This is a genomic window from Ectothiorhodospira shaposhnikovii (assembly GCF_022227765.1).
Lineage (GTDB): Bacteria > Pseudomonadota > Gammaproteobacteria > Ectothiorhodospirales > Ectothiorhodospiraceae > Ectothiorhodospira.
In genome coordinates, this window is sequence record NZ_JAJMLZ010000011.1 from 21,304 (window position 1) to 39,332 (window position 18,029).

Genomic DNA, 18,029 nt, shown 5'->3' on the forward strand with positions numbered 1-18,029 from the left:
CGGCGTCATCCGCGCCGCCGTTCCGACCGTTTGACACAGATCCGAGATTGATGAGCAGGCAGATTAGATCCATCCGGGGGATGCACGACATCCTGCCCGAGTACACAGGCGCCTGGCAGTGGCTGGAATCCCGCATTCGGGATACCTTGAGCAGTTACGGCTATCAGGAGATCCGCCTTCCCATCGTGGAGAGCACGGACCTGTTCGCCCGTTCCATCGGCGAGGTGACGGATATCGTCTCCAAGGAGATGTACACCTTCGAGGATCGCAACGGCGACAGCCTGACCCTGCGTCCCGAGGGTACGGCGGGTTGTGTCCGGGCCGGAGTGGAGCATGGGCTGTTGCACAATCAGCAGCAGCGACTCTGGTACATGGGTCCCATGTTCCGTCACGAGCGGCCCCAGAAGGGCCGCTACCGCCAGTTTCATCAGATCGGTGTTGAAGCCTTCGGCATGGAAGGCCCCGACATCGATGCCGAACTGATCCTTATGACCGCGCGCATGTGGCAATCCCTCGGGCTTCGGCAGGTGCGCCTGGAGCTGAACAGCCTGGGATCCGCGGAGGCCCGCGCCGCCTATCGCGAGCACCTGGTGGCCTATTTCCAGGCCCATCAGGACCAGTTGGACGAGGAATCCCGCCAGCGGCTACACACCAACCCCCTGCGCATTCTGGACAGCAAGAATCCGGACCTGCGGCCGCTGATCCAGGCGGCCCCGAGCCTGCTGGACCATCTGGACGAGGCTTCAAGAACCCACTTCGAGACCCTGCAGGCCATCCTGACCCGGGCCGGCGTCGAATTCACCATCAATCCCCGTCTGGTTCGCGGTCTGGACTACTACGGCCGGACCGTGTTCGAGTGGATCACCGATGCCCTGGGCGCCCAGGGTACGGTCTGCGCCGGTGGCCGCTATGATGGTCTGGTGTCCCAGCTCGGCGGTCGGGCCACGCCGGCGGCCGGCTTTGCCATGGGCGTGGAACGTCTGCTCAGCCTGCTGGAAGACGATGGCGGCCTGCCTCGGGCCGCGCCGCCCCAGGCGTATCTGGTCCTGGCGGGGGAGGAGACCGTGACGGCGGGCATGGCCCTGGCCGAGGCCTTGCGCTCGGCCGTTCCGGAGCTTCGGTTGCTGGTCAATTGCGGCGGCGGCAGTATCAAGGCCCAGCTCAAGCGTGCCGATCGCAGCGGCGCGGCGGTGGCGCTGATCCTGGGTGAGGCGGAACTGGCGGCCGGACAGGTGTCCGTCAAACCGTTGCGCGACCCGGAGCGTCCCCAGGTCACGGTCTCCATGACCGACCTGAGTGAACGTCTCCCCGAACTGCTGGGGCTGTCGGGCCACATCGATTTCTGAATCCGCACAATCTTAAGGAGAATGATCCATGTCCTACGCGACCGACGAGGAACGCGTCGAGGCCATCAAGCGATGGTGGAAGGAGAACGGTACCGCCGTGATCCTGGGTCTGGTGGTGGGCCTCGGCGGTGTCGTGGGCTGGCGTCTGTGGACGGGCCATGTGGAGTCTCGCGCCGTGGATGCCTCGGAGATCTACATGGCCATGGTGTCCGCCGCCCGGCAGGGCAGCGAGATCGCCCACGACCATGGCACGACCCTGATGGAAGGCTATCGCAAGACACCCTATGCGGCCCTGGCGGCCCTGGAGCTGGCACGGCTGGCGGTGGAGCGGGATGACCTGGTGCTGGCGGAAGGGCGTCTGCGCTGGGCCATGGCCCAGGCCCGCACTCCGGAAATGGTTCAGGTGGCACGGACCCGTCTGGCTCGGGTCCTGATTGTCGACGGCCGTGCCCAGGATGCCCTGAAACTGCTGGAGGATCCGGTGCCCGAAGGTTTCCTGGCCCTGGTGGAAGAGCTGCGGGGGGATGCCCATCGCGCCCTTGGGGATCATGCCCGGGCCCGGGCCGCCTATGACCGCGCCATGCTGATTTCGGGTGGACTTTCCGACTATCTGCAGATGAAGCGGGATGCGCTCAACACCCCGGTCGAGGTGACTGGTTCATGATGCCGCGACTGCTGGCCGTACTGCTCGTCACCACCTTGGTCAGCGGCTGCGGGCTGTGGAGCCGGGATACCGCGGAACCGCCCGCGCCATTGCCCCGGATCGAAGCGGAGGTGACGCCCCGGGTGTTGTGGAGCCGCAATACCGGCTCCGGCGCGGGCAAGTCCTATCTCCAGCTTTCCCCCTACCTGGGCCGGGATCGCATTATCGTTGCCGATGCCGACGGGCGGGTTTCCGCCTGGAATCTGGAAGACGGCGCCAGCCTGTGGCGGACGAACCTGCGGGTACCCGTCACCGGCGGGGTCAACGGCGGCAGCCAGGTGGTGGTGGTGGGCACCGGGCGCGGGGAGGCCATCGCCCTGAGCCCGGAGGATGGCCAGGAACTGTGGCGCCGGATGCTTTCCAGCGAGGTCATGGCCGTGTCCGAGGTGGAACAGGGGCTGGTGGTCGTGCGGACCAACGACGGCCGCCTCCATGCTCTGGATGTCCTGACCGGCGAACCGCGCTGGCTGGCGGGACGCAGTACCCCGGCCTTGAGCCTGCGGGGAGCCGGTACCCCCTTGATGCTGTCCGGGCGTGTCCTGGCGGGATTCGACAATGGTCGGCTCGCCATGTTCGGTCTGGCCCGCGGTAACGTGATCTGGGAAACGGCCCTGGCCATCCCCAGCGGTCGTTCCGAACTGGAACGCATGGTGGATGTGGACGGCGAGCTGGACCTGGCCGGCGGGGTGGTTTACGGCGCGGCCTATCAGGGCCGGGTGGCCGCCTTCAGCGTGGCCGATGGACGTACCCTTTGGCAGCGGGATCTGTCCTCCTATCGCGGTGTCACGGTGGCGGGCGACCTGTTGCTGCTCACCGATGCCTTTGGCCATGTCTGGGCCCTGGACCGCCGCAACGGCGCCACCCTCTGGCAGCAGGATCTTCTGCGGCTGCGGGGGGTGACCCTGCCGGTGCCGGTGGACAGCCATGTGGTGGTGGGTGATTACGAGGGCTACCTGCACTGGCTGGCCCCCGAGGACGGTACCCTGGAGGGCCGCATCCGTACCGACCGTAACGGCATCATGGGGGTACCCCAGGTGCGTGCCGGTGTCGTCTACGTCCTGGGGCGGGGGGGCAACCTGAGTGCCGTCACCCTGCGTTCCCGGGATGATTCTTAATTTTTCATAACATCGGTATGTCCCAATGAAGCCCGTCATTGCCCTGGTAGGGCGCCCCAATGTGGGAAAATCCACCCTTTTCAATCAGCTCACCCGTTCCCGCGACGCCCTGGTGGCGGACCTGCCCGGACTCACCCGTGACCGTCAGTACGGCACCGGTCGCGTCGGCGGCTACGGCTACATGGTGGTGGATACCGGCGGTCTCAGCGGCGAGAGCGATACCCTGGATACACTGATGGCTCAGCAGACTCGCCAGGCCATCCGTGAAGCGGATCTGGTGATGTTTCTGGTGGATGGCCGCGCCGGCCTGTGCGGCGCGGACGAGACCATTGCCCAGGAGTTGAGAGGCTTCAACAAGCCGATCGTGCTGGTGGTCAACAAGACCGACGGCGTGGACCCGCAGGCGGTCACCGTCGAATTTCACCGCCTGGGTTTGGGCGAACCTCGTTCCATTGCCGCTTCTCATGGTCGTGGTATCCAGGCTCTGATGGCTTCGGTCCGATCCCTGCTGCCCGAAGCCATGGATGACGAGGACGAGGGTGAGCGCTGGCCGGGCATTCGCATTGCCTTTGTCGGGCGTCCCAACGCGGGCAAGTCCACCCTCATCAACCGCATCCTCGGCGAGGAGCGGATGGTGGCCACGGACATCCCCGGCACCACCCGTGACAGCGTTTTCGTGCCCTTTGAACGGGATGGCCAGGTCTATACCCTGATCGATACCGCCGGTGTGCGGCGTCGTTCCAGGGTCAAGGAGACGGTGGAAAAGTTCAGCGTGGTGAAGACCATCCAGGCCATCGACGCCGCCCATGTGGTGATCTTCCTGCTGGATGCCCGGGAGGGCATTGCCGAACAGGATGCCCATCTGCTGGGAATGGTGATGGACGCCGGTCGGGCGCTGGTGGTGGCCATCAACAAGTGGGACGGCCTGACCCCGGATCAGCGGGATCGGGTGAAGACCGACCTGCTGCTCAAGCTGCCCTTCCTGGACTTTGCCGAACGGCGGTTCATTTCCGCCCTTCACGGCACCGGGGTCGGCGACCTGTTCGGCGCCGTTCAGCGGGCCCATGAGTCCGCCTTCCGGGACATGGGTACCAGTGTCCTGACCCGTCTGCTGGAAAGCGCCGTGGTGGCGCATCAGCCGCCCTTGGTGCGGGGACGGCGGATCAAGCTGCGCTATGCCCATCAGGGGGGGCGCAATCCACCGGTGATCGTCATCCACGGCAACCAGACCGACGAGCTGCCGGGGGCCTACAAGCGTTACCTCACCAACCACTTCCGCGAACACCTGCAACTGGTGGGTACTCCCATCCGGCTGGAGTTCAAGAGCGGCGAGAACCCTTACGAGGGCAAGCGCAATACCCTCACACCCCGCCAGATCCACAAGCGCAAGCGCCTGATGCGGCACATCAAAAAGAAGGGACGATGAAGGCCCGGTCGGATCAGACGAGCCGCAGGTAGCCGGCCACGAACAGCACCCCCATGATCCCGGCGGTGATGTACAGGGCGTTGGAGAGTTTCCTGTTGCCGGGGCGGCTGAAGTAGGCCGCCCACAGCATGAGCAGGATCACGACGAACAGAAAGAACAGAAAACGCACGGTGATGGCTCCCGAAAGGTCATCGCTCCATCATCAGGGGGCTGCCGCCAGGTCAAAGGCGTAGGGGAGGGCCTCCACCCGGGTCGGGGTACCTTCCGGCCCCTCCAGGCGGGGTTCCCCGGCTTCCGCGCTGACGACCTGCATCACTGCCAGGGCGGCGGCGCCGCCATCGGGATGGAGCTGGGCATCGACGATGGTGCCGGCGGGCTGATCGGATGGCTGGGCCGGATCGACGAGGATGTCTCCGGGCCGTGGTGGTGTTTCCACCGGCAGGTGGATCAGATACATGCGGCGTTTGAGCTTGCCCAGGTACTGCATCCGGGCCACCACTTCCTGTCCCGGATAACAGCCCTTCTTGAAGCTCACGCCGTCCAGCAGATGCAGGTTGGTCATCTGCGGCACGAAGGCCTCGGCCGTGGCCGGATAGAGATTGGGTATCCCCGCCAGGATGTCCATCAAGGCCCATTGCGCCGCGCCCACCGGGGCGCAATGGACATTGAGGGCCTGCCAGAGTCGCTGCATGGATTCCAGGTCGCCGTACAGCTCGAAGCGGGGATGGCGACCGGGGATGCGAATGATCGTGATGCCGTCATGACGGGTACAGGCGTTCGCTTCGGCGGGGATGTCGCCACCCACGGCGTCCCTGAGCAGGGTCTCCGCATGTGGGCCGGACAGCCCCAGGGGGATGAAGGCGCCACCGGCGTCTTCCAGGCTCACCTTGGCCCGCAACACGTACAGGGAAAGACGCTTGAGCACCGCTTCCACCTGTTCCCTGGGCAGGCGCAGGTAGAAGGCATCACCGCGGTTGAACAGGCGGAATGTACAGATCATGCGGCCCTTGGCGGTGCACCAGGCACCCGGAAGGCTTCGCCCGGGACCGACCTCGCCCACATCGCAGGTGAACTGCCCCTGCAGGAAGGCGGAGGCCTCCTCGCCGTGGGCACTGATCAATCCCAGGTGTGACAGATCGCAGATCACGTCGCCGGTGACGGCCACGCTGCGTTCACGCTCCGGGTTGCCGTAGTGGGATACCCGGTCGTTGTCCATCTCGGCACCGGCGTCGAGCAGGAAGGCTTTCCACTCGGGTTTCATCAGTTCGCACCTTTGGGGATGTCTCGATATCCGAACGCCATCTTAGACCAAAGTTCGATACAAGGGGAGAAAGGGCAAGGCGCCATAAACGCACATCCCGGCACGAGGCCGGGATGTGCATGCGGGACCTGCCTGTCCCTCGGGGAGAGAACCCCGGTGCTCGTCCTGGGTCTGAAGCGCTTACTTCTTGGTGGCTTCCAGGTCCTTGGCGGCCAGGCGGATGCGATCAGGCTGGCCGGGGGCCTTGACGGAAGTGGCGCCGGGCATGGTCTTGGCGGACTCGGCAGCCTTGGGCTTGATGTCGCGCTTCAGCGCCGTGGCGCCACGGGGATCGGGGCGGCTCTGGGGCTTGGGCTGAGGTGCGGCGGCAGCGGCGGGCTTCTGCGGGGCCGGAGCAGCCTTGGGTGCCGGTGCGGGAGCAGCGGCCTTGGGAGCGGCAGCCGGAGCAGGGGCAGCCTTGGGAGCCGCGGGGGCGGCCTTGGGTGCTTCAGGCTTGGCGGCGGCGGGAGCCTTGGCGGCGGGAGCGGCAGCCTGAGCCGGCTTGGCGGCGGCGGGGATGGCGCGTCTCTGTTCTTCCTTGGACAGTTCCAGCAGCGCGGAGGCGCGGCGGGGCAGGAAGCGGTTGGAGGGGCCGTCACCCAGGCGATCGTAGCTGTCTACCAGGTGATCATAGAGTTCACGGTAGGAGTGGGCCATGCCCGTGAACAGGGTGGCGGTCTTCTCGAAGTGACGGTTGACCTGGGATCGATAGTTGTTGATCTTGCGCTGCTGGTTGTCCAGTTCCTTTTCCAGGTCCCGTACCCGACCGGCGTCCCCTTGCTGCCGACCGAACCAGAAGCCCAGCAAGCCCGCGCCCACAAAACCCAGGACCGTGAGCATGCTGTCCCCAACCATCAAGAACTCCCGCATATTCGCGGCTATTTCTGTCGATGACATACCTATCTCCTGCAAGTTTGCCGCCGTTGGCCCCCGCGACCATACGGGTCTTTGTGGCGGCGGTTAGCCCGCGGTGTCTTTAGGTGACGACCGCATGTTGATGACTCCGGTGAGTCGAAAATTCCGTTGATGCTATCCAGCCCGAACATTATGCACAATAACAGCAAGGTATGCTGCCATGAATTCGGGATTAAGTCGTTGTTTTCCCACTTTAATAGTCGGTTATGGGCGGTAAACCCGGAGGGCGTGTCCGGGTCATGTCACATGATGCTGAATGATGGTTTTGAAGGCCTAAGGATGACAGGGATATTTTGCAGGGAGCTTTGACCGTGGTCATGGTGACGAACAGTCGTGGGTATTTTGTGCGCTTGAAGTCCTCCGCGAAGGTCCTGGGAGGGCTGTTTCTGGTTCATATGGCCGCGCTGGCATCCGTCTGGAGCAGCGGCCTGCCGTTCTGGGGGCAGGTATCGGCCACCCTGGGCGGCCTGTGCAGTCTGGTGCTGATGGTGCGCCGGGTGGGTGTGGGGCCATTTCCCGGACAGTGGCGTGCCGTGGGTTGGGATGCCGATGGGACATGCTGGCTGGAGTCACGGGACGGTCGGCGGGTGATGGCGCGGATCCTGCCCGAGTCGGTGGTATTGCCGGGGTTGATCCTGTTGTTGCTGCGGGATGAGACGGGGCGCCGCCTGCAACTGCCGCTGATCCGGGATGCGGTGGTCGGCGGGGATCTGCGGCCGCTGCGTCTGCGCTTGCGCCGGGCAGCCAGGGACAGGCAGACTGCGGGGCCGGAGCCGTGATCACGGGCAGGAGCATGACCGTCATGACCGAAACCAGAACCGACCTGGACTCGCTGCTGAGTCCTGATGCCCACCATGTTTATTCCGAGGCGGAACTGGATGCCATCGAGGCCGTGGACCCCGAGTTGGCATTGAGGTTGGATCGCGCCCAGACCCTGGCCGCCCGGATGCGGGAGGACGCACCGGCCCGGGGTGACATCGACGAGGCGGCCGTGCGGGCCGCGGTGGAGGAGGCGCGTCGGGTGCTGATGCAGGATGGCGGCGATATCGAGTATCTGCACCTGGAGGGACGGACGGTGATCGTCCGTCTCAAAGGGGCCTGCGTGGGGTGTCCCCGCTCGGCGCTGGATCTGCGCAACATCGTCGAGCGCTTGGTCAAGGCCCGTTGCCCCGGGGTGGAGGCGGTAGTCAACCGTTTTTGATGTTGCGCAACAAAGGCGGGCTCAGCGCTCGATGAAGTGACGCCTGACGCGGTCGATCATCGTGGCCAGTTCGGCCTTTTCCACCGGCTCGCCGTAGAGGAGCCAGCGCTGGAGGTCGTCATCTTCCTGCTTGAGGATTTGCTCGAAGGTCTGCAGTTCCGCGGCATCCAGGTGTTCACCCTGGGCGAGCAGGAACCCCTCCAGCATGAGATCCAGCTCCTTGGTGCCGCGTCGGCAGTGCCAGCGTAATCGGGCGATATCGCTCATCATTCAGGACTCATGGACAGGCAGGAACGAAGTCCGTGGGGCAGGTCCGCCTGCGAACGGCGGCGCGGAAATCCCCGGCCGGATGCCATCGCGGCCGGGGGTATTTCCTGGGACGGGGATATCCAGCGGACTCAGCGCCGGATCACCATCAGCTTCTTGATCTCCGCAATCGCCTTGGCCGGGTTCAGGCCCTTGGGGCAGGTGCGGGTGCAGTTCATGATGGTGTGGCAGCGGTACAGCTTGAACGGGTCCTCCAGGGCGTCCAGACGCTCACCGGTGGCCTCGTCACGGCTGTCCGCGATCCAGCGGTAGGCCTGCAGCAGGATGGCCGGACCCAGATAGCGGTCGCCGTTCCACCAGTAACTGGGGCAGCTGGTGGAGCAGCAGGCGCAGAGGATGCACTCGTACAGGCCGTCCAGCTTGGCGCGCTCTTCCTTGGACTGCAGCCGCTCGGAATCCGGCGGCGGCGGGGTCTGGGTCTGGATCCAGGGCTTGATGGACGCATACTGGGCATAGAAGTGGGTCATTTCCGGAATCAGGTCCTTGACCACCTTCATGTGCGGCAGCGGGTAGATGTTCACATCTCCCTTGATCTCGTCGATGGCCTTGGTGCACGCCAGGGTATTGGTGCCGTCGATGTTCATGGCGCAGGACCCGCAGATCCCCTCCCGGCAGGAGCGCCGGAAGGAGAGGGTGGAGTCCATCTCGTCCTTGATCTTGATGACGGCGTCCAGCACCATCGGCCCGCAGGTGTCCAGGTCCACCTCGTAGGTGTCGATGCGCGGGTTTTCACCGCTGTCCGGGTCCCAGCGATAGATGTTGAAGCGCTTGACGTGGGTGGCACCCTCGGCCTTGAAGGTCTTGCCCTTCTTGATCCGGGAATTGATTGGCAATACAAACTGGGCCATGGTCTTGCGTTCTCCTGAATCTGCGCTCAGTAGACCCGTGCCTTGGGCGGCACGACTTCCACGTCATCGCTGAGGGTGTACATGTGCACCGGGCGGTAGTCGAGCCTGACCTTGCCCTGTGCGTCGACCCAGGACAGGGTGTGCTTCATCCAGTTCTCGTCGTCGCGCTCCGGGAAGTCCTCGCGGGCGTGGGCGCCGCGGCTTTCCTGACGATTCACCGCCGAGCGGATGGTGGCCACGGCGCTGCCCAGCAGGTTTTCCAGTTCCAGGGTTTCCACCAGATCCGAGTTCCAGACCAGGGAGCGGTCAGTGACCCGCACGTCGCCGAAGGACTGGAACACCTCATCCATGCGCTCGCAGCCCTTCTGCAGGGTCTCGCCGGTACGGAACACGGCGGCATAGCGCTGCATGCATTCCTGCATGTCGCCGCGGATGGAGGCGGTGGAGCGGCCGCCGTTGGCGTAGCGCAGGCGGTCCAGACGCTCAAGAGCAGCGTCACTGGCGCCGGCCGGCAGGTCGGGCACGGAGGCGCCGATGTCCTTGACGATCTCGGCGGCGCGGATGGCGGCGGAACGACCGAACACCACCAGGTCCAGCAGGGAGTTGGAGCCCAGACGGTTGGCGCCATGGACGGACACGCAGGCCGCCTCGCCGATGGCCATCAGGCCCGGCACGATGTGGTCCGGATTGCCGTCCTTGAGGGTGACCACTTCGCCACGGTAGTTGGTGGGGACGCCGCCCATGTTGTAGTGCACCGTGGGCAGCACGGGGATGGGTTCCTTGGTGACATCCACGCCGGCGAAGATCTTGGCGGTTTCGGCGATCCCCGGCAGGCGCTCGTTGATCACTTCCGGACCCAGGTGCTCCAGATGCAGGTGGATGTGGTCCTGTTTCGGACCCACGCCGCGACCTTCGTTGATCTCGATGGTCATGGAGCGGGAGACCACGTCGCGGGAGGCCAGGTCCTTGGCGTTGGGGGCATAGCGTTCCATGAAGCGCTCGCCCTTGGAATTGGTCAGGTAGCCGCCTTCGCCGCGCACCCCTTCGGTGATCAGGCAGCCGGCACCGTAGATGCCGGTGGGGTGGAACTGGACGAACTCCATGTCCTGCAGGGGCAGGCCGGCGCGCAGCGCCATGCCCATGCCATCGCCGGTACAGGTGTGGGCGGAGGTGCAGGAGAAGTAACTGCGGCCGTAGCCGCCGGTGGCCAGGACCACCAGATGGGCGCGGAAGCGGTGCAGGGTGCCGTCTACCAGGTTCAGGGCCATCACGCCGCGGCAGGTCTCGCCGTCCATGATCAGGTCGGTGGCGAAGTATTCGATGAAGAATTCCGCCTGGTGCTTGAGGGCCTGCTGGTACAAGGTGTGCAGGATGGCGTGGCCGGTACGGTCGGCGGCGGCACAGGTGCGCTGGGCGCGGCCTTCACCGAAGCGGGTGGTCATGCCGCCGAAGGGCCGCTGATAGATCTTGCCGTCTTCGGTACGGGAGAAGGGCACGCCGTAGTGTTCCAGCTCGATGATGGCGGGCACGGCCTCGCGGCACATGTATTCGATGGCATCCTGGTCGCCGAGCCAGTCGGAGCCCTTGACGGTGTCGTACATGTGCCAGCGCCAGTCATCTTCGCCCATGTTGCCCAGCGCCGCGGAGATGCCGCCCTGGGCGGCCACGGTGTGGCTGCGGGTGGGGAATACCTTGGTCACGCAGGCCGTCTTGAGACCCTTTTCCGCCATGCCGAAGGTGGCTCTCAGGCCGGCGCCACCGGCGCCCACCACCACCACGTCATAGGCATGGTCGACAATCTTGTAGTCGCCCTTCATCAATCAGCTCCCGAAAGCAATGCGCAAAATGGCGACGATCCCGATGATCGCCAGCAGCCACGCGAGAAACGTCATGGCAATGAGCACGGTGAATTTCTTGCCTTCACTGTGCACGTAATCTTCGATCACGGTGTGCAGGCCCATCTGGATGTGGTGGAACATCACCCCGACGCCGAGGATCAACAGGACCGTGTTCAGGGGTTTGGCGGCCCAGGCCAGGGTGGCCTCGTAGCCCGCGCCGGCCAGGGTGGCCAGGCTGAAGATCAGCCACAGCATCAGCGGTACCAGGGCGATGGAGGACAGACGCATCACCCACCAGTGGTGGGTGCCGTCCTTGGCGGAACCGAGGCCGCGGGCCCGGCCGAGTGGTGTACGAAGGCTCATGTGGATATCCCCGTCAGATCACGACGACCCAGAAGATCAGGGTCAGAAGCAGTGTGGTGGCCAGGGCGGTCCAGCCGGTGACGTAGACGCCCTTGATGGTCAGTGCGACACCCGCGTCCCAGACGAGATGGCGAATGCCGGCGCACAGGTGATAGAACAGCGCCAAGGTGACGGGGATCAGGATCGCGATCCCGATCCAGCCATGCAGCAGGGCCTCGGCCCGAGCGAACGCCTCGGGGCCGGCGGCCAGGGCGGCCAGCCAGTAGACCAGGATCAGGCTGGCGACGCTCAGGATCACGCCGGTGATCCGGTGCAGGATCGAGAGTACCGAGGTCATCTGCGGCCGATAGACCTGCAGATGGGGTGACAGCGGCCGGTTGTCGTTTGGCATGGCTTGGAAGGCTCCGCTTGAAGAATCCGCAGTGTGCGGGTGTTGACGGTCTGCGGCCCCGAACCCGTGATACGCATGACGCTCCGGGGCGGGGCAGGTCGTTCAGTCGTGCAATACTCGAGGATAGCGGGTGCAAGAGTGCCCGGTGGTCCGGGCTGCTTTCAGAAGTCGGTGCAACGTCCGCGCTGTTCCCAGTCACCGTAGCGGGTGGGCTCGGGACCCTGGTAGCCCCCGATCTCGCGGGTGGACTCGGCTGTGACGGATGAAGGGGTATCTGTATCGTCCGCCTTCGACGCCCGGTCATCATCGGGCGTCGATGTGTGATCTTTCTCGCTCATGGATGTTCTCTATTATTCGCCACGATAGGGGCGTCCGGGTGCTTGCGGCGGCCGATGGTGATGTGAAGACACCGGCTGCGCCCCCCGTGATATGGCTGCCGCGCATGACGCGGCGCATCAAATCCGAGTATAAATAGCAGTTCTGCGCCGGACCCGCAAGGGTCCGGCCTCGCCTCAGCGTCGCGCCAGGGCCTGGCCCATGCGCACCGCCTGCCCAGGCGCCAGTGCCGGCAGCCAGCCGGAGACCTGTTCGGGGAGTAGCAGGATGACGGTGGAGCCTAGGTTGAATCGCCCCATTTCCTCACCCCGCGCCAGGGTCGGCGGGTTGTCCCGGTGGTCCCATCGGCACGGTGTCCGGGGGCTGCGCGGCGTGACCTCGCCGGCCCAGACCGTCTCGATGGAAGCCACGTTGATGGCACCCACCAGCACCATGGCCATGGGGCCGAAATCCGTCTCGAACAGGCAGGCCAGGCGCTCGTTGCGGGCGAACAGGCCGGGTACGGTCTTGACCGTGAAGGGCGCCACCGAGAACAGGCGACCGGGCACGTATACCGATTCCCGCAGGGAGCCGTTCCAGGGCATGTGGATGCGGTGATAGTCCCGAGGGGACAGGTAGAGGGTGATGAAGTGTCCGTCGGCAAAGGGCGCCGCCAGGTCTGCGTCCCCGCCCAGCAGGGCAGTGGCCGAGTAGGCGTGTCCCTTGGCCTGGATCAACTGCCCGTCGCGAATGCGGCCGAGCTGGCTGACGCGGCTGTCCGCCGGGCTGATCAGGGTGTCCGGGGCGGGGTCCAGCGGCCGGGCGCCGGGCTTGAGGGCGCGGGTGAACAGGTCGTTGAAGCTGGCGTAGCGGCTCGGATCCGATTCGACGGCCTCGGACATGTCCAGGCCATAGCGGCGAATGAACCACCGTGCCACCGGGTCCTTGTGCCGGGTTTCCCAGCGCGACAGACGGTAGACCAGCCGCGAGATCCCATGATGGGGCAGCAGATACAGGGGCAGGGCCTTGAGCCAGTCCTGCCAGTTGGCCACTTGATCGTTCATGGGCGTATTATTCCACACCCTGAACCGCACTGGCTGATTTCCATGACCGATTCCACCGCTACCGACGGGCTGCTGACCGTCCGTGACTTCATTCGCTACGGCATGAGTCGTTTCACCGCCGCGGGCCTGAGTTTCGGCCATGGCACCGACAATGCCCTGGACGAGGCCGCCTGGCTGGTGCTTCACGCCCTGCACATGCCCCATGACATGACCGGTCCCTGGCTGGAATGCCGTCTCACCCGGGACGAACGGGCGCGGGTGACGGAACTGCTGGAGCAACGGGTGCAGACCCGCAAGCCCGCCGCCTACCTGACCGGTCAGGCCTGGTTCATGGGGCTGGAATTCTTCGTCGACGAGCGGGTGTTGGTGCCCCGCTCCCCCTTGGCGGAACTGATCCAGCAGGGTTTTGCGCCCTGGATCGAGGCCGGGGCGGTGCATCGGGTACTGGACCTGTGCACCGGCAGCGGCTGCATCGGCATTGCCTGCGCCCATGTGTTTGACGAGGCGAAGGTGGATCTGGGCGACATTTCCCCCGATGCCCTGGTGGTGGCGCGGGAGAATATCCGTCGTCACGGCCTGGAAGGGCGGGTGGAAGCGGTGCAGTCCGATCTTTTCAAGGGTCTGGGCGGGCGCCGCTATGACATCATCGTCAGCAATCCTCCCTATGTGGACGCCCGGGACATGGCGGCCCTGACTCCGGAGTTCCGTCATGAGCCGGTGCTGGGACTGGCCTCGGGGCCGGACGGCCTGGATGCGGCCCTGGAGATCCTGCGGGGCGCGGCGGATCACCTCAACCCCGGCGGCATCCTGGTGGTGGAGGTGGGCAACAGCGCCCCGGCCCTGGAAGCGCGCCTGCCCGACGTGCCGTTCACCTGGCTGGAATTCGAGTCGGGCGGGGAGGGGGTATTCCTGCTGACCGCCGAGCAATTGCAGGCGCTGGATCTGTAGGGGTGAACCGTAAAACCGTCCCGGGATGGCCGTCGACTTGGCACAAGTCACCAAAATCCCCCAATACGTTCGGCACATCCGTCCCGAGCGGTTACAATAGACAGTTACATTCCTAGACCGGGTACCAATGCCGTCATGAGCTTGTCGCAGACCATCGATTTCGATCTGGACCTGATCAACCGTTACAACACGGCGGGTCCCCGCTACACCTCCTATCCCACCGCCGTGCAGTTCCACGAAGGTCTGGATGCCGATCGCTATGCGGAGATCGCCCGGGGCACCAACGCCAGCGGCCGTCCCCTGTCCCTGTATTTCCACATCCCCTTCTGCGACACCGTGTGTTTCTACTGTGCCTGCAACAAGGTGGTGACCAAGGACCGCGCGAAGGCCCGCCCCTACCTGGATCGGCTCTACAAGGAAATGGCCCTGCAGGGCGAACTGTTCGACCGCAGCCGCCCGGTGACCCAGTTGCACTGGGGGGGTGGCACCCCCACCTTCATCTCCCATGACGAGATGATCGAGTTGATGGACAAGACCCGTGAGCACTTCAGGCTGCTGGATGACGATACCGGCGAGTATTCCATCGAGATCGACCCCCGCGAGGTGCATGACGACACCCTCGCGCTGTTGCGCAAGCTGGGTTTCAACCGCATCAGCCTCGGGGTGCAGGACTTTGACGAGACCGTGCAGAAGGCCGTCAACCGGGTCCAGACCGAAGCCCAGGTGATGAGCGTGCTGGACGAGGCCCGGCGTCTGGGCTTCCGCTCCACCAGCGTGGACCTGATCTACGGTCTGCCGCATCAGACTCCGGACACTTTCGGCGACACCGTGCGCAGGATCATCGAAGTGAACCCGGCTCGGATATCCGTATTCAACTACGCCCACCTGCCGGACCGCTTCAAGCCCCAGCGCCGCATCGACGAGGATGCCCTGCCCAATCCCGCCGACAAGCTCACCATCCTGCAGCAGACCATCCAGCAGCTCACCGAGGCCGGGTATGTCTACATCGGCATGGACCACTTCGCCCGTCCCGACGACGAACTGGCCGTGGCCCAGCGTGACCACACCCTGTACCGCAACTTCCAGGGGTATTCCACCCACTCCAACTGCGATCTGATCGGCCTGGGTTCCACCAGCGTGGGCGTGGTGGGCAACAGCTACAGCCAGAACCACCACGACCTGGAGAAGTATTACCAGTGCCTGGATGAGAACCGCCTGGCCGTGTTCCGGGGCGTGGAACTGGATACGGACGACCTGCTGCGCCGGGATGTCATCACCCGTCTGATCTGCCACTTCGAACTGGCGTTCGCAGACGTGGAGCGGGCCCACGGCATCGTTTTCGGTGACTATTTCGCCCAGGAACTGGAAGGACTCAAGCCCATGGAGGCCGATGGCCTGCTCAAGGTCACCAGCAACGCCATCACCGTGCAGCCCGCCGGCCGCCTGCTGATCCGGAACATCTGCATGGTGTTTGACCGTTACCTGCGCCAGGCCACCGAACAGCGCTATTCCAAGGTGATCTGAACGTGTCGGGCAACACCATCGGCAAGCTGTTCACGGTCACCGGCTTCGGTGAGAGCCACGGGCCGGCCATCGGCTGCATCGTCGATGGCTGTCCGCCCGGACTGGCCCTGTGCGAGGCCGACCTGCAGCAGGACCTGGAGCGGCGGCGGCCGGGCAAGACCCGGCACACCACCCAGCGTCGGGAACCGGACCAGGTGAAGATCCTCTCCGGGGTGTTCGATGGGCGCACCACCGGCACGCCCATCGCCCTGATGATCGAGAATACCGATCAGCGCTCCAAGGACTATGCCGACATCGCCCGGCAGTTCCGGCCGGGCCATGCGGACTATACCTACCACAAGAAATACGGCCTGCGGGATTACCGGGGCGGCGGCCGCAGTTCCGCCCGGGAGACCGCCATGCGGGTGGCGGCCGGTGCCATTGCCAAGAAATACCTCCGGGAACGTTTCGGTGTCCAGGTGCGGGGCTATCTGGCCCAGCTCGGCCCCATCCGCGCCCGGCAGGTGGACTGGTCCGTGGTGGAGACCAATCCCTTCTTCTGCCCGGACCCGGACCGGGTGCCGGAGATGGAGGCCTACATGGATGAGCTGCGCAAGTCCGGCGACTCCATCGGCGCCCGCATCAACGTGGTGGCCACCGGGCTGCCCCCCGGCTGGGGCGAGCCCATCTTCGATCGCCTGGACGCGGACATTGCCCATGCCATGATGGGCATCAACGCGGTCAAGGCGGTGGAGATCGGTGACGGCTTCGCCTGCGTGGAGCAGAAGGGCACTGAGCACCGGGACGAGATGCTGCCCGAGGGCTTTGCCTCCAACCATGCCGGAGGCGTGCTGGGAGGTATCTCCAGCGGCCAGGACATTCGCGTCAGCATCGCCCTGAAACCGACGTCCAGCCTGCGCATCCCGGGGCGCTCCCTGGACGTGGACGGACAGCCGATCGAGGTGATCACCACCGGACGTCATGACCCCTGCGTGGGCATTCGCGCCACCCCCATTGCCGAGGCCATGCTGGCCATCGTCCTGATGGACCATGCCCTGCGGCATCGGGGACAGAACGGCGATGTGTCGGTGACCATGGCGGACATTCCCGCGGGACAGCCCTGAGCGGCCATCCCGCCGCGCCATCATGTAAAACCCCATGCCTGCCGCCTACTGGAAACTTTCCAGCTTCTATTTTTTCTATTTCGCCAGTATCGGCGCCTTCATGCCCTACTGGGGGCTGTATCTGAACGAGCAGGGGTTCTCCGCCGGACAGATCGGTGAGCTGATGGCCATCGTGCTGGCCACCAAGATCATCGCCCCCAATGTCTGGGGCTGGGTGGCGGATCATACGGGGCGTCGCACCCTAGTCATCCGCATCGCCGCCGCCCTGGCCATGCTGTGCTTTTCCGGGCTGCTGTTCTACAGCGGCTACTGGTGGATTGCCGTGGTGATGGCCTTGTTCAGCTTCTTCTGGAACGCGGCCTTGCCCCAGTTCGAGGCCACCACCATGAACCACCTGGGCAAGAGCACCCATGCCTACAGCCGCATCCGGCTCTGGGGGTCCATCGGTTTCGTGCTCTCCGTGGGTTCCCTGGGGGCGGTGTTCGAGCGGGTGGATGTGGCTGTCCTGCCCTGGATCGTGCTGGCGCTGCTGGGCTTCATGTGGCTGAGCACCCTGCAGGTCCGTGACGGTCAGGCGCCGGTGCACGAGTCTGCCCCCGTCTCTATCTGGTCCACCCTGTCCAGTCCGGCGGTGATCCTGCTGCTGGTGGCCTGTTTCCTGATGCAGGCCAGTCATGGCCCCTATTACGCCTTCTTCACCCTGTATCTGGAACTCCACGGCTACACCCGGACCATGGCCGGTTATCTCTGGGCCCTGGGGGTGCTGGCGGAGGTGGGCGTGTTCCTCATGATGCACCGGTGGCTGCCCCGTTTCGGTGCCTGGCCGTTGCTGGCGGTGGCCATGTTCGTCACCATGGTGCGCTGGGCTCTGCTGCCGCTGTTCGTGGACAGCCTGCCCATCATCATCCTGGTGCAGCTCATGCACGCGGCCAGTTATGGGCTCTATCACGCGGCCGCCATCTCTCTGGTGCACCAGTTCTTCGTGGGGCGCCAGCAGGGCCGGGGGCAGGCCTTGTATTCCTCCCTGAGCTTCGGCATGGGCGGGGCCATCGGTGCCCTGATCAGCGGCTATGTCTGGGATGGCCTGGGGCCGGCCTGGGTCTATGTGATGGCCTCGGTGATGGCGGGTCTGGGCTGGCTGGCCGCCATGGCCGGCAGCCGGGCCTGGAAGGCCGCCTGGGGGCGTGCCCCATCTTCCCGAAGTAATCATTAGCACTAGAGCCGCAACTGAATAAAACCGCAGTGTCTGTGATTGATGTATAAGCCATCACAGGGTGAATGATGCAAGGCTGGATCTTTCCG

The 18,029-nt window shown here is 65.0% G+C and carries 18 protein-coding genes and 1 pseudogene; 9 read left to right on the forward strand and 10 right to left on the reverse strand.

Features of this window, described 5'->3' with window-relative positions; genetic code table 11:
- Positions 1-50 precede the first annotated feature (50 nt).
- Genes hisS through der form a run of 4 tightly spaced genes read left to right on the forward strand, consistent with a single transcriptional unit; the run spans position 51 to position 4,590 of the window.
- On the forward strand, positions 51-1,346 hold the full coding sequence (hisS, locus tag LQD11_RS14155; RefSeq protein ID WP_238618127.1) for a histidine--tRNA ligase: 1,296 nt from the start codon (positions 51-53) through the stop codon (positions 1,344-1,346).
- Positions 1,347-1,374: 28 nt separating this feature from the next.
- Complete coding sequence (locus tag LQD11_RS14160) at positions 1,375-2,010, forward strand: YfgM family protein (protein ID WP_238618129.1); 636 nt, start codon at positions 1,375-1,377, stop codon at positions 2,008-2,010.
- Complete coding sequence (gene bamB / locus LQD11_RS14165) at positions 2,010-3,164, forward strand: outer membrane protein assembly factor BamB (protein ID WP_238618183.1); 1,155 nt, start codon at positions 2,010-2,012, stop codon at positions 3,162-3,164. Before LQD11_RS14160 ends, bamB begins: the two co-directional genes overlap by 1 nt.
- Before the next feature lie 25 nt (positions 3,165-3,189).
- Positions 3,190-4,590, forward strand: coding sequence for a ribosome biogenesis GTPase Der (der, locus tag LQD11_RS14170; RefSeq protein ID WP_238618130.1), 1,401 nt, complete (start codon positions 3,190-3,192; stop codon positions 4,588-4,590).
- Between the two features lie 13 nt (positions 4,591-4,603).
- On the opposite strand, the gene LQD11_RS14175 is transcribed toward der, so the two are convergent.
- From LQD11_RS14175 to LQD11_RS14185, 3 genes are all read right to left on the reverse strand, one after another.
- A complete protein-coding gene (locus LQD11_RS14175) occupies positions 4,604-4,759 on the reverse strand; it encodes a hypothetical protein (RefSeq protein ID WP_008932778.1) in 156 nt (51 codons plus the stop codon).
- Positions 4,760-4,792: 33 nt separating this feature from the next.
- Positions 4,793-5,851: a CAF17-like 4Fe-4S cluster assembly/insertion protein YgfZ gene (gene ygfZ, locus LQD11_RS14180; protein ID WP_238618132.1), complete on the reverse strand. Its 1,059-nt coding sequence runs from the start codon at positions 5,849-5,851 to the stop codon at positions 4,793-4,795.
- Positions 5,852-6,031: 180 nt separating this feature from the next.
- On the reverse strand, positions 6,032-6,745 hold the full coding sequence (locus LQD11_RS14185; RefSeq protein ID WP_238618133.1) for a Z-ring associated ZapG family protein: 714 nt from the start codon (positions 6,743-6,745) through the stop codon (positions 6,032-6,034).
- A 455-nt stretch (positions 6,746-7,200) separates the two neighbouring features.
- On the opposite strand from LQD11_RS14185, the pseudogene LQD11_RS15785 reads away from it, so the two are divergent.
- Positions 7,201-8,006: pseudogene (locus tag LQD11_RS15785) on the forward strand (NifU family protein).
- A 21-nt stretch (positions 8,007-8,027) separates the two neighbouring features.
- Here LQD11_RS15785 and LQD11_RS14200 read toward each other — a convergent pair.
- From LQD11_RS14200 to asd, 7 genes are all read right to left on the reverse strand, one after another.
- Positions 8,028-8,276 (reverse strand): FAD assembly factor SdhE, encoded by a 249-nt coding sequence (locus LQD11_RS14200; protein WP_008932783.1) that lies wholly within the window; start codon positions 8,274-8,276, stop codon positions 8,028-8,030.
- 128 nt (positions 8,277-8,404) lie between these two features.
- Positions 8,405-9,181 carry a succinate dehydrogenase iron-sulfur subunit gene (locus tag LQD11_RS14205; RefSeq protein WP_238618137.1) on the reverse strand — a complete coding sequence of 259 codons (777 nt, stop codon included), beginning with the start codon at positions 9,179-9,181 and terminating at the stop codon, positions 8,405-8,407.
- A 26-nt stretch (positions 9,182-9,207) separates the two neighbouring features.
- Entirely contained in the window at positions 9,208-10,998 is a 1,791-nt protein-coding gene (sdhA, locus tag LQD11_RS14210; RefSeq protein WP_008932785.1) for a succinate dehydrogenase flavoprotein subunit, read from the reverse strand.
- Between the two features lie 3 nt (positions 10,999-11,001).
- The gene (gene sdhD, locus LQD11_RS14215) at positions 11,002-11,382 is read right to left on the reverse strand and encodes a succinate dehydrogenase, hydrophobic membrane anchor protein (RefSeq protein WP_008932786.1); all 381 of its coding nucleotides are present in this window, start codon (positions 11,380-11,382) and stop codon (positions 11,002-11,004) included.
- 13 nt (positions 11,383-11,395) lie between these two features.
- Positions 11,396-11,773 (reverse strand): succinate dehydrogenase, cytochrome b556 subunit, encoded by a 378-nt coding sequence (gene sdhC / locus LQD11_RS14220; RefSeq protein WP_008932787.1) that lies wholly within the window; start codon positions 11,771-11,773, stop codon positions 11,396-11,398.
- A 161-nt stretch (positions 11,774-11,934) separates the two neighbouring features.
- A complete protein-coding gene (locus tag LQD11_RS14225; protein WP_083838836.1) occupies positions 11,935-12,111 on the reverse strand; it encodes a succinate dehydrogenase assembly factor 4 in 177 nt (58 codons plus the stop codon).
- Between the two features lie 174 nt (positions 12,112-12,285).
- Positions 12,286-13,152, reverse strand: a complete 867-nt coding sequence (asd, locus tag LQD11_RS14230) for an archaetidylserine decarboxylase (protein WP_008932788.1) — start codon at positions 13,150-13,152, stop codon at positions 12,286-12,288.
- Between the two features lie 42 nt (positions 13,153-13,194).
- Here asd and prmB point away from each other — a divergent pair, with 42 nt between their 5' ends.
- The 4 genes from prmB (at position 13,195) to LQD11_RS14250 (ending at position 17,940) form a co-directional block, all read left to right on the forward strand.
- Positions 13,195-14,100, forward strand: coding sequence for a 50S ribosomal protein L3 N(5)-glutamine methyltransferase (gene prmB / locus LQD11_RS14235; RefSeq protein ID WP_238618138.1), 906 nt, complete (start codon positions 13,195-13,197; stop codon positions 14,098-14,100).
- 135 nt (positions 14,101-14,235) lie between these two features.
- Positions 14,236-15,624 (forward strand): oxygen-independent coproporphyrinogen III oxidase, encoded by a 1,389-nt coding sequence (gene hemN, locus LQD11_RS14240; protein WP_238618139.1) that lies wholly within the window; start codon positions 14,236-14,238, stop codon positions 15,622-15,624.
- 2 nt (positions 15,625-15,626) lie between these two features.
- Entirely contained in the window at positions 15,627-16,727 is a 1,101-nt protein-coding gene (gene aroC / locus LQD11_RS14245; RefSeq protein ID WP_238618140.1) for a chorismate synthase, read from the forward strand.
- Positions 16,728-16,761: 34 nt separating this feature from the next.
- Positions 16,762-17,940: an MFS transporter gene (locus LQD11_RS14250; RefSeq protein WP_238618141.1), complete on the forward strand. Its 1,179-nt coding sequence runs from the start codon at positions 16,762-16,764 to the stop codon at positions 17,938-17,940.
- The last annotated feature ends 89 nt before the right edge of the window (positions 17,941-18,029 follow it).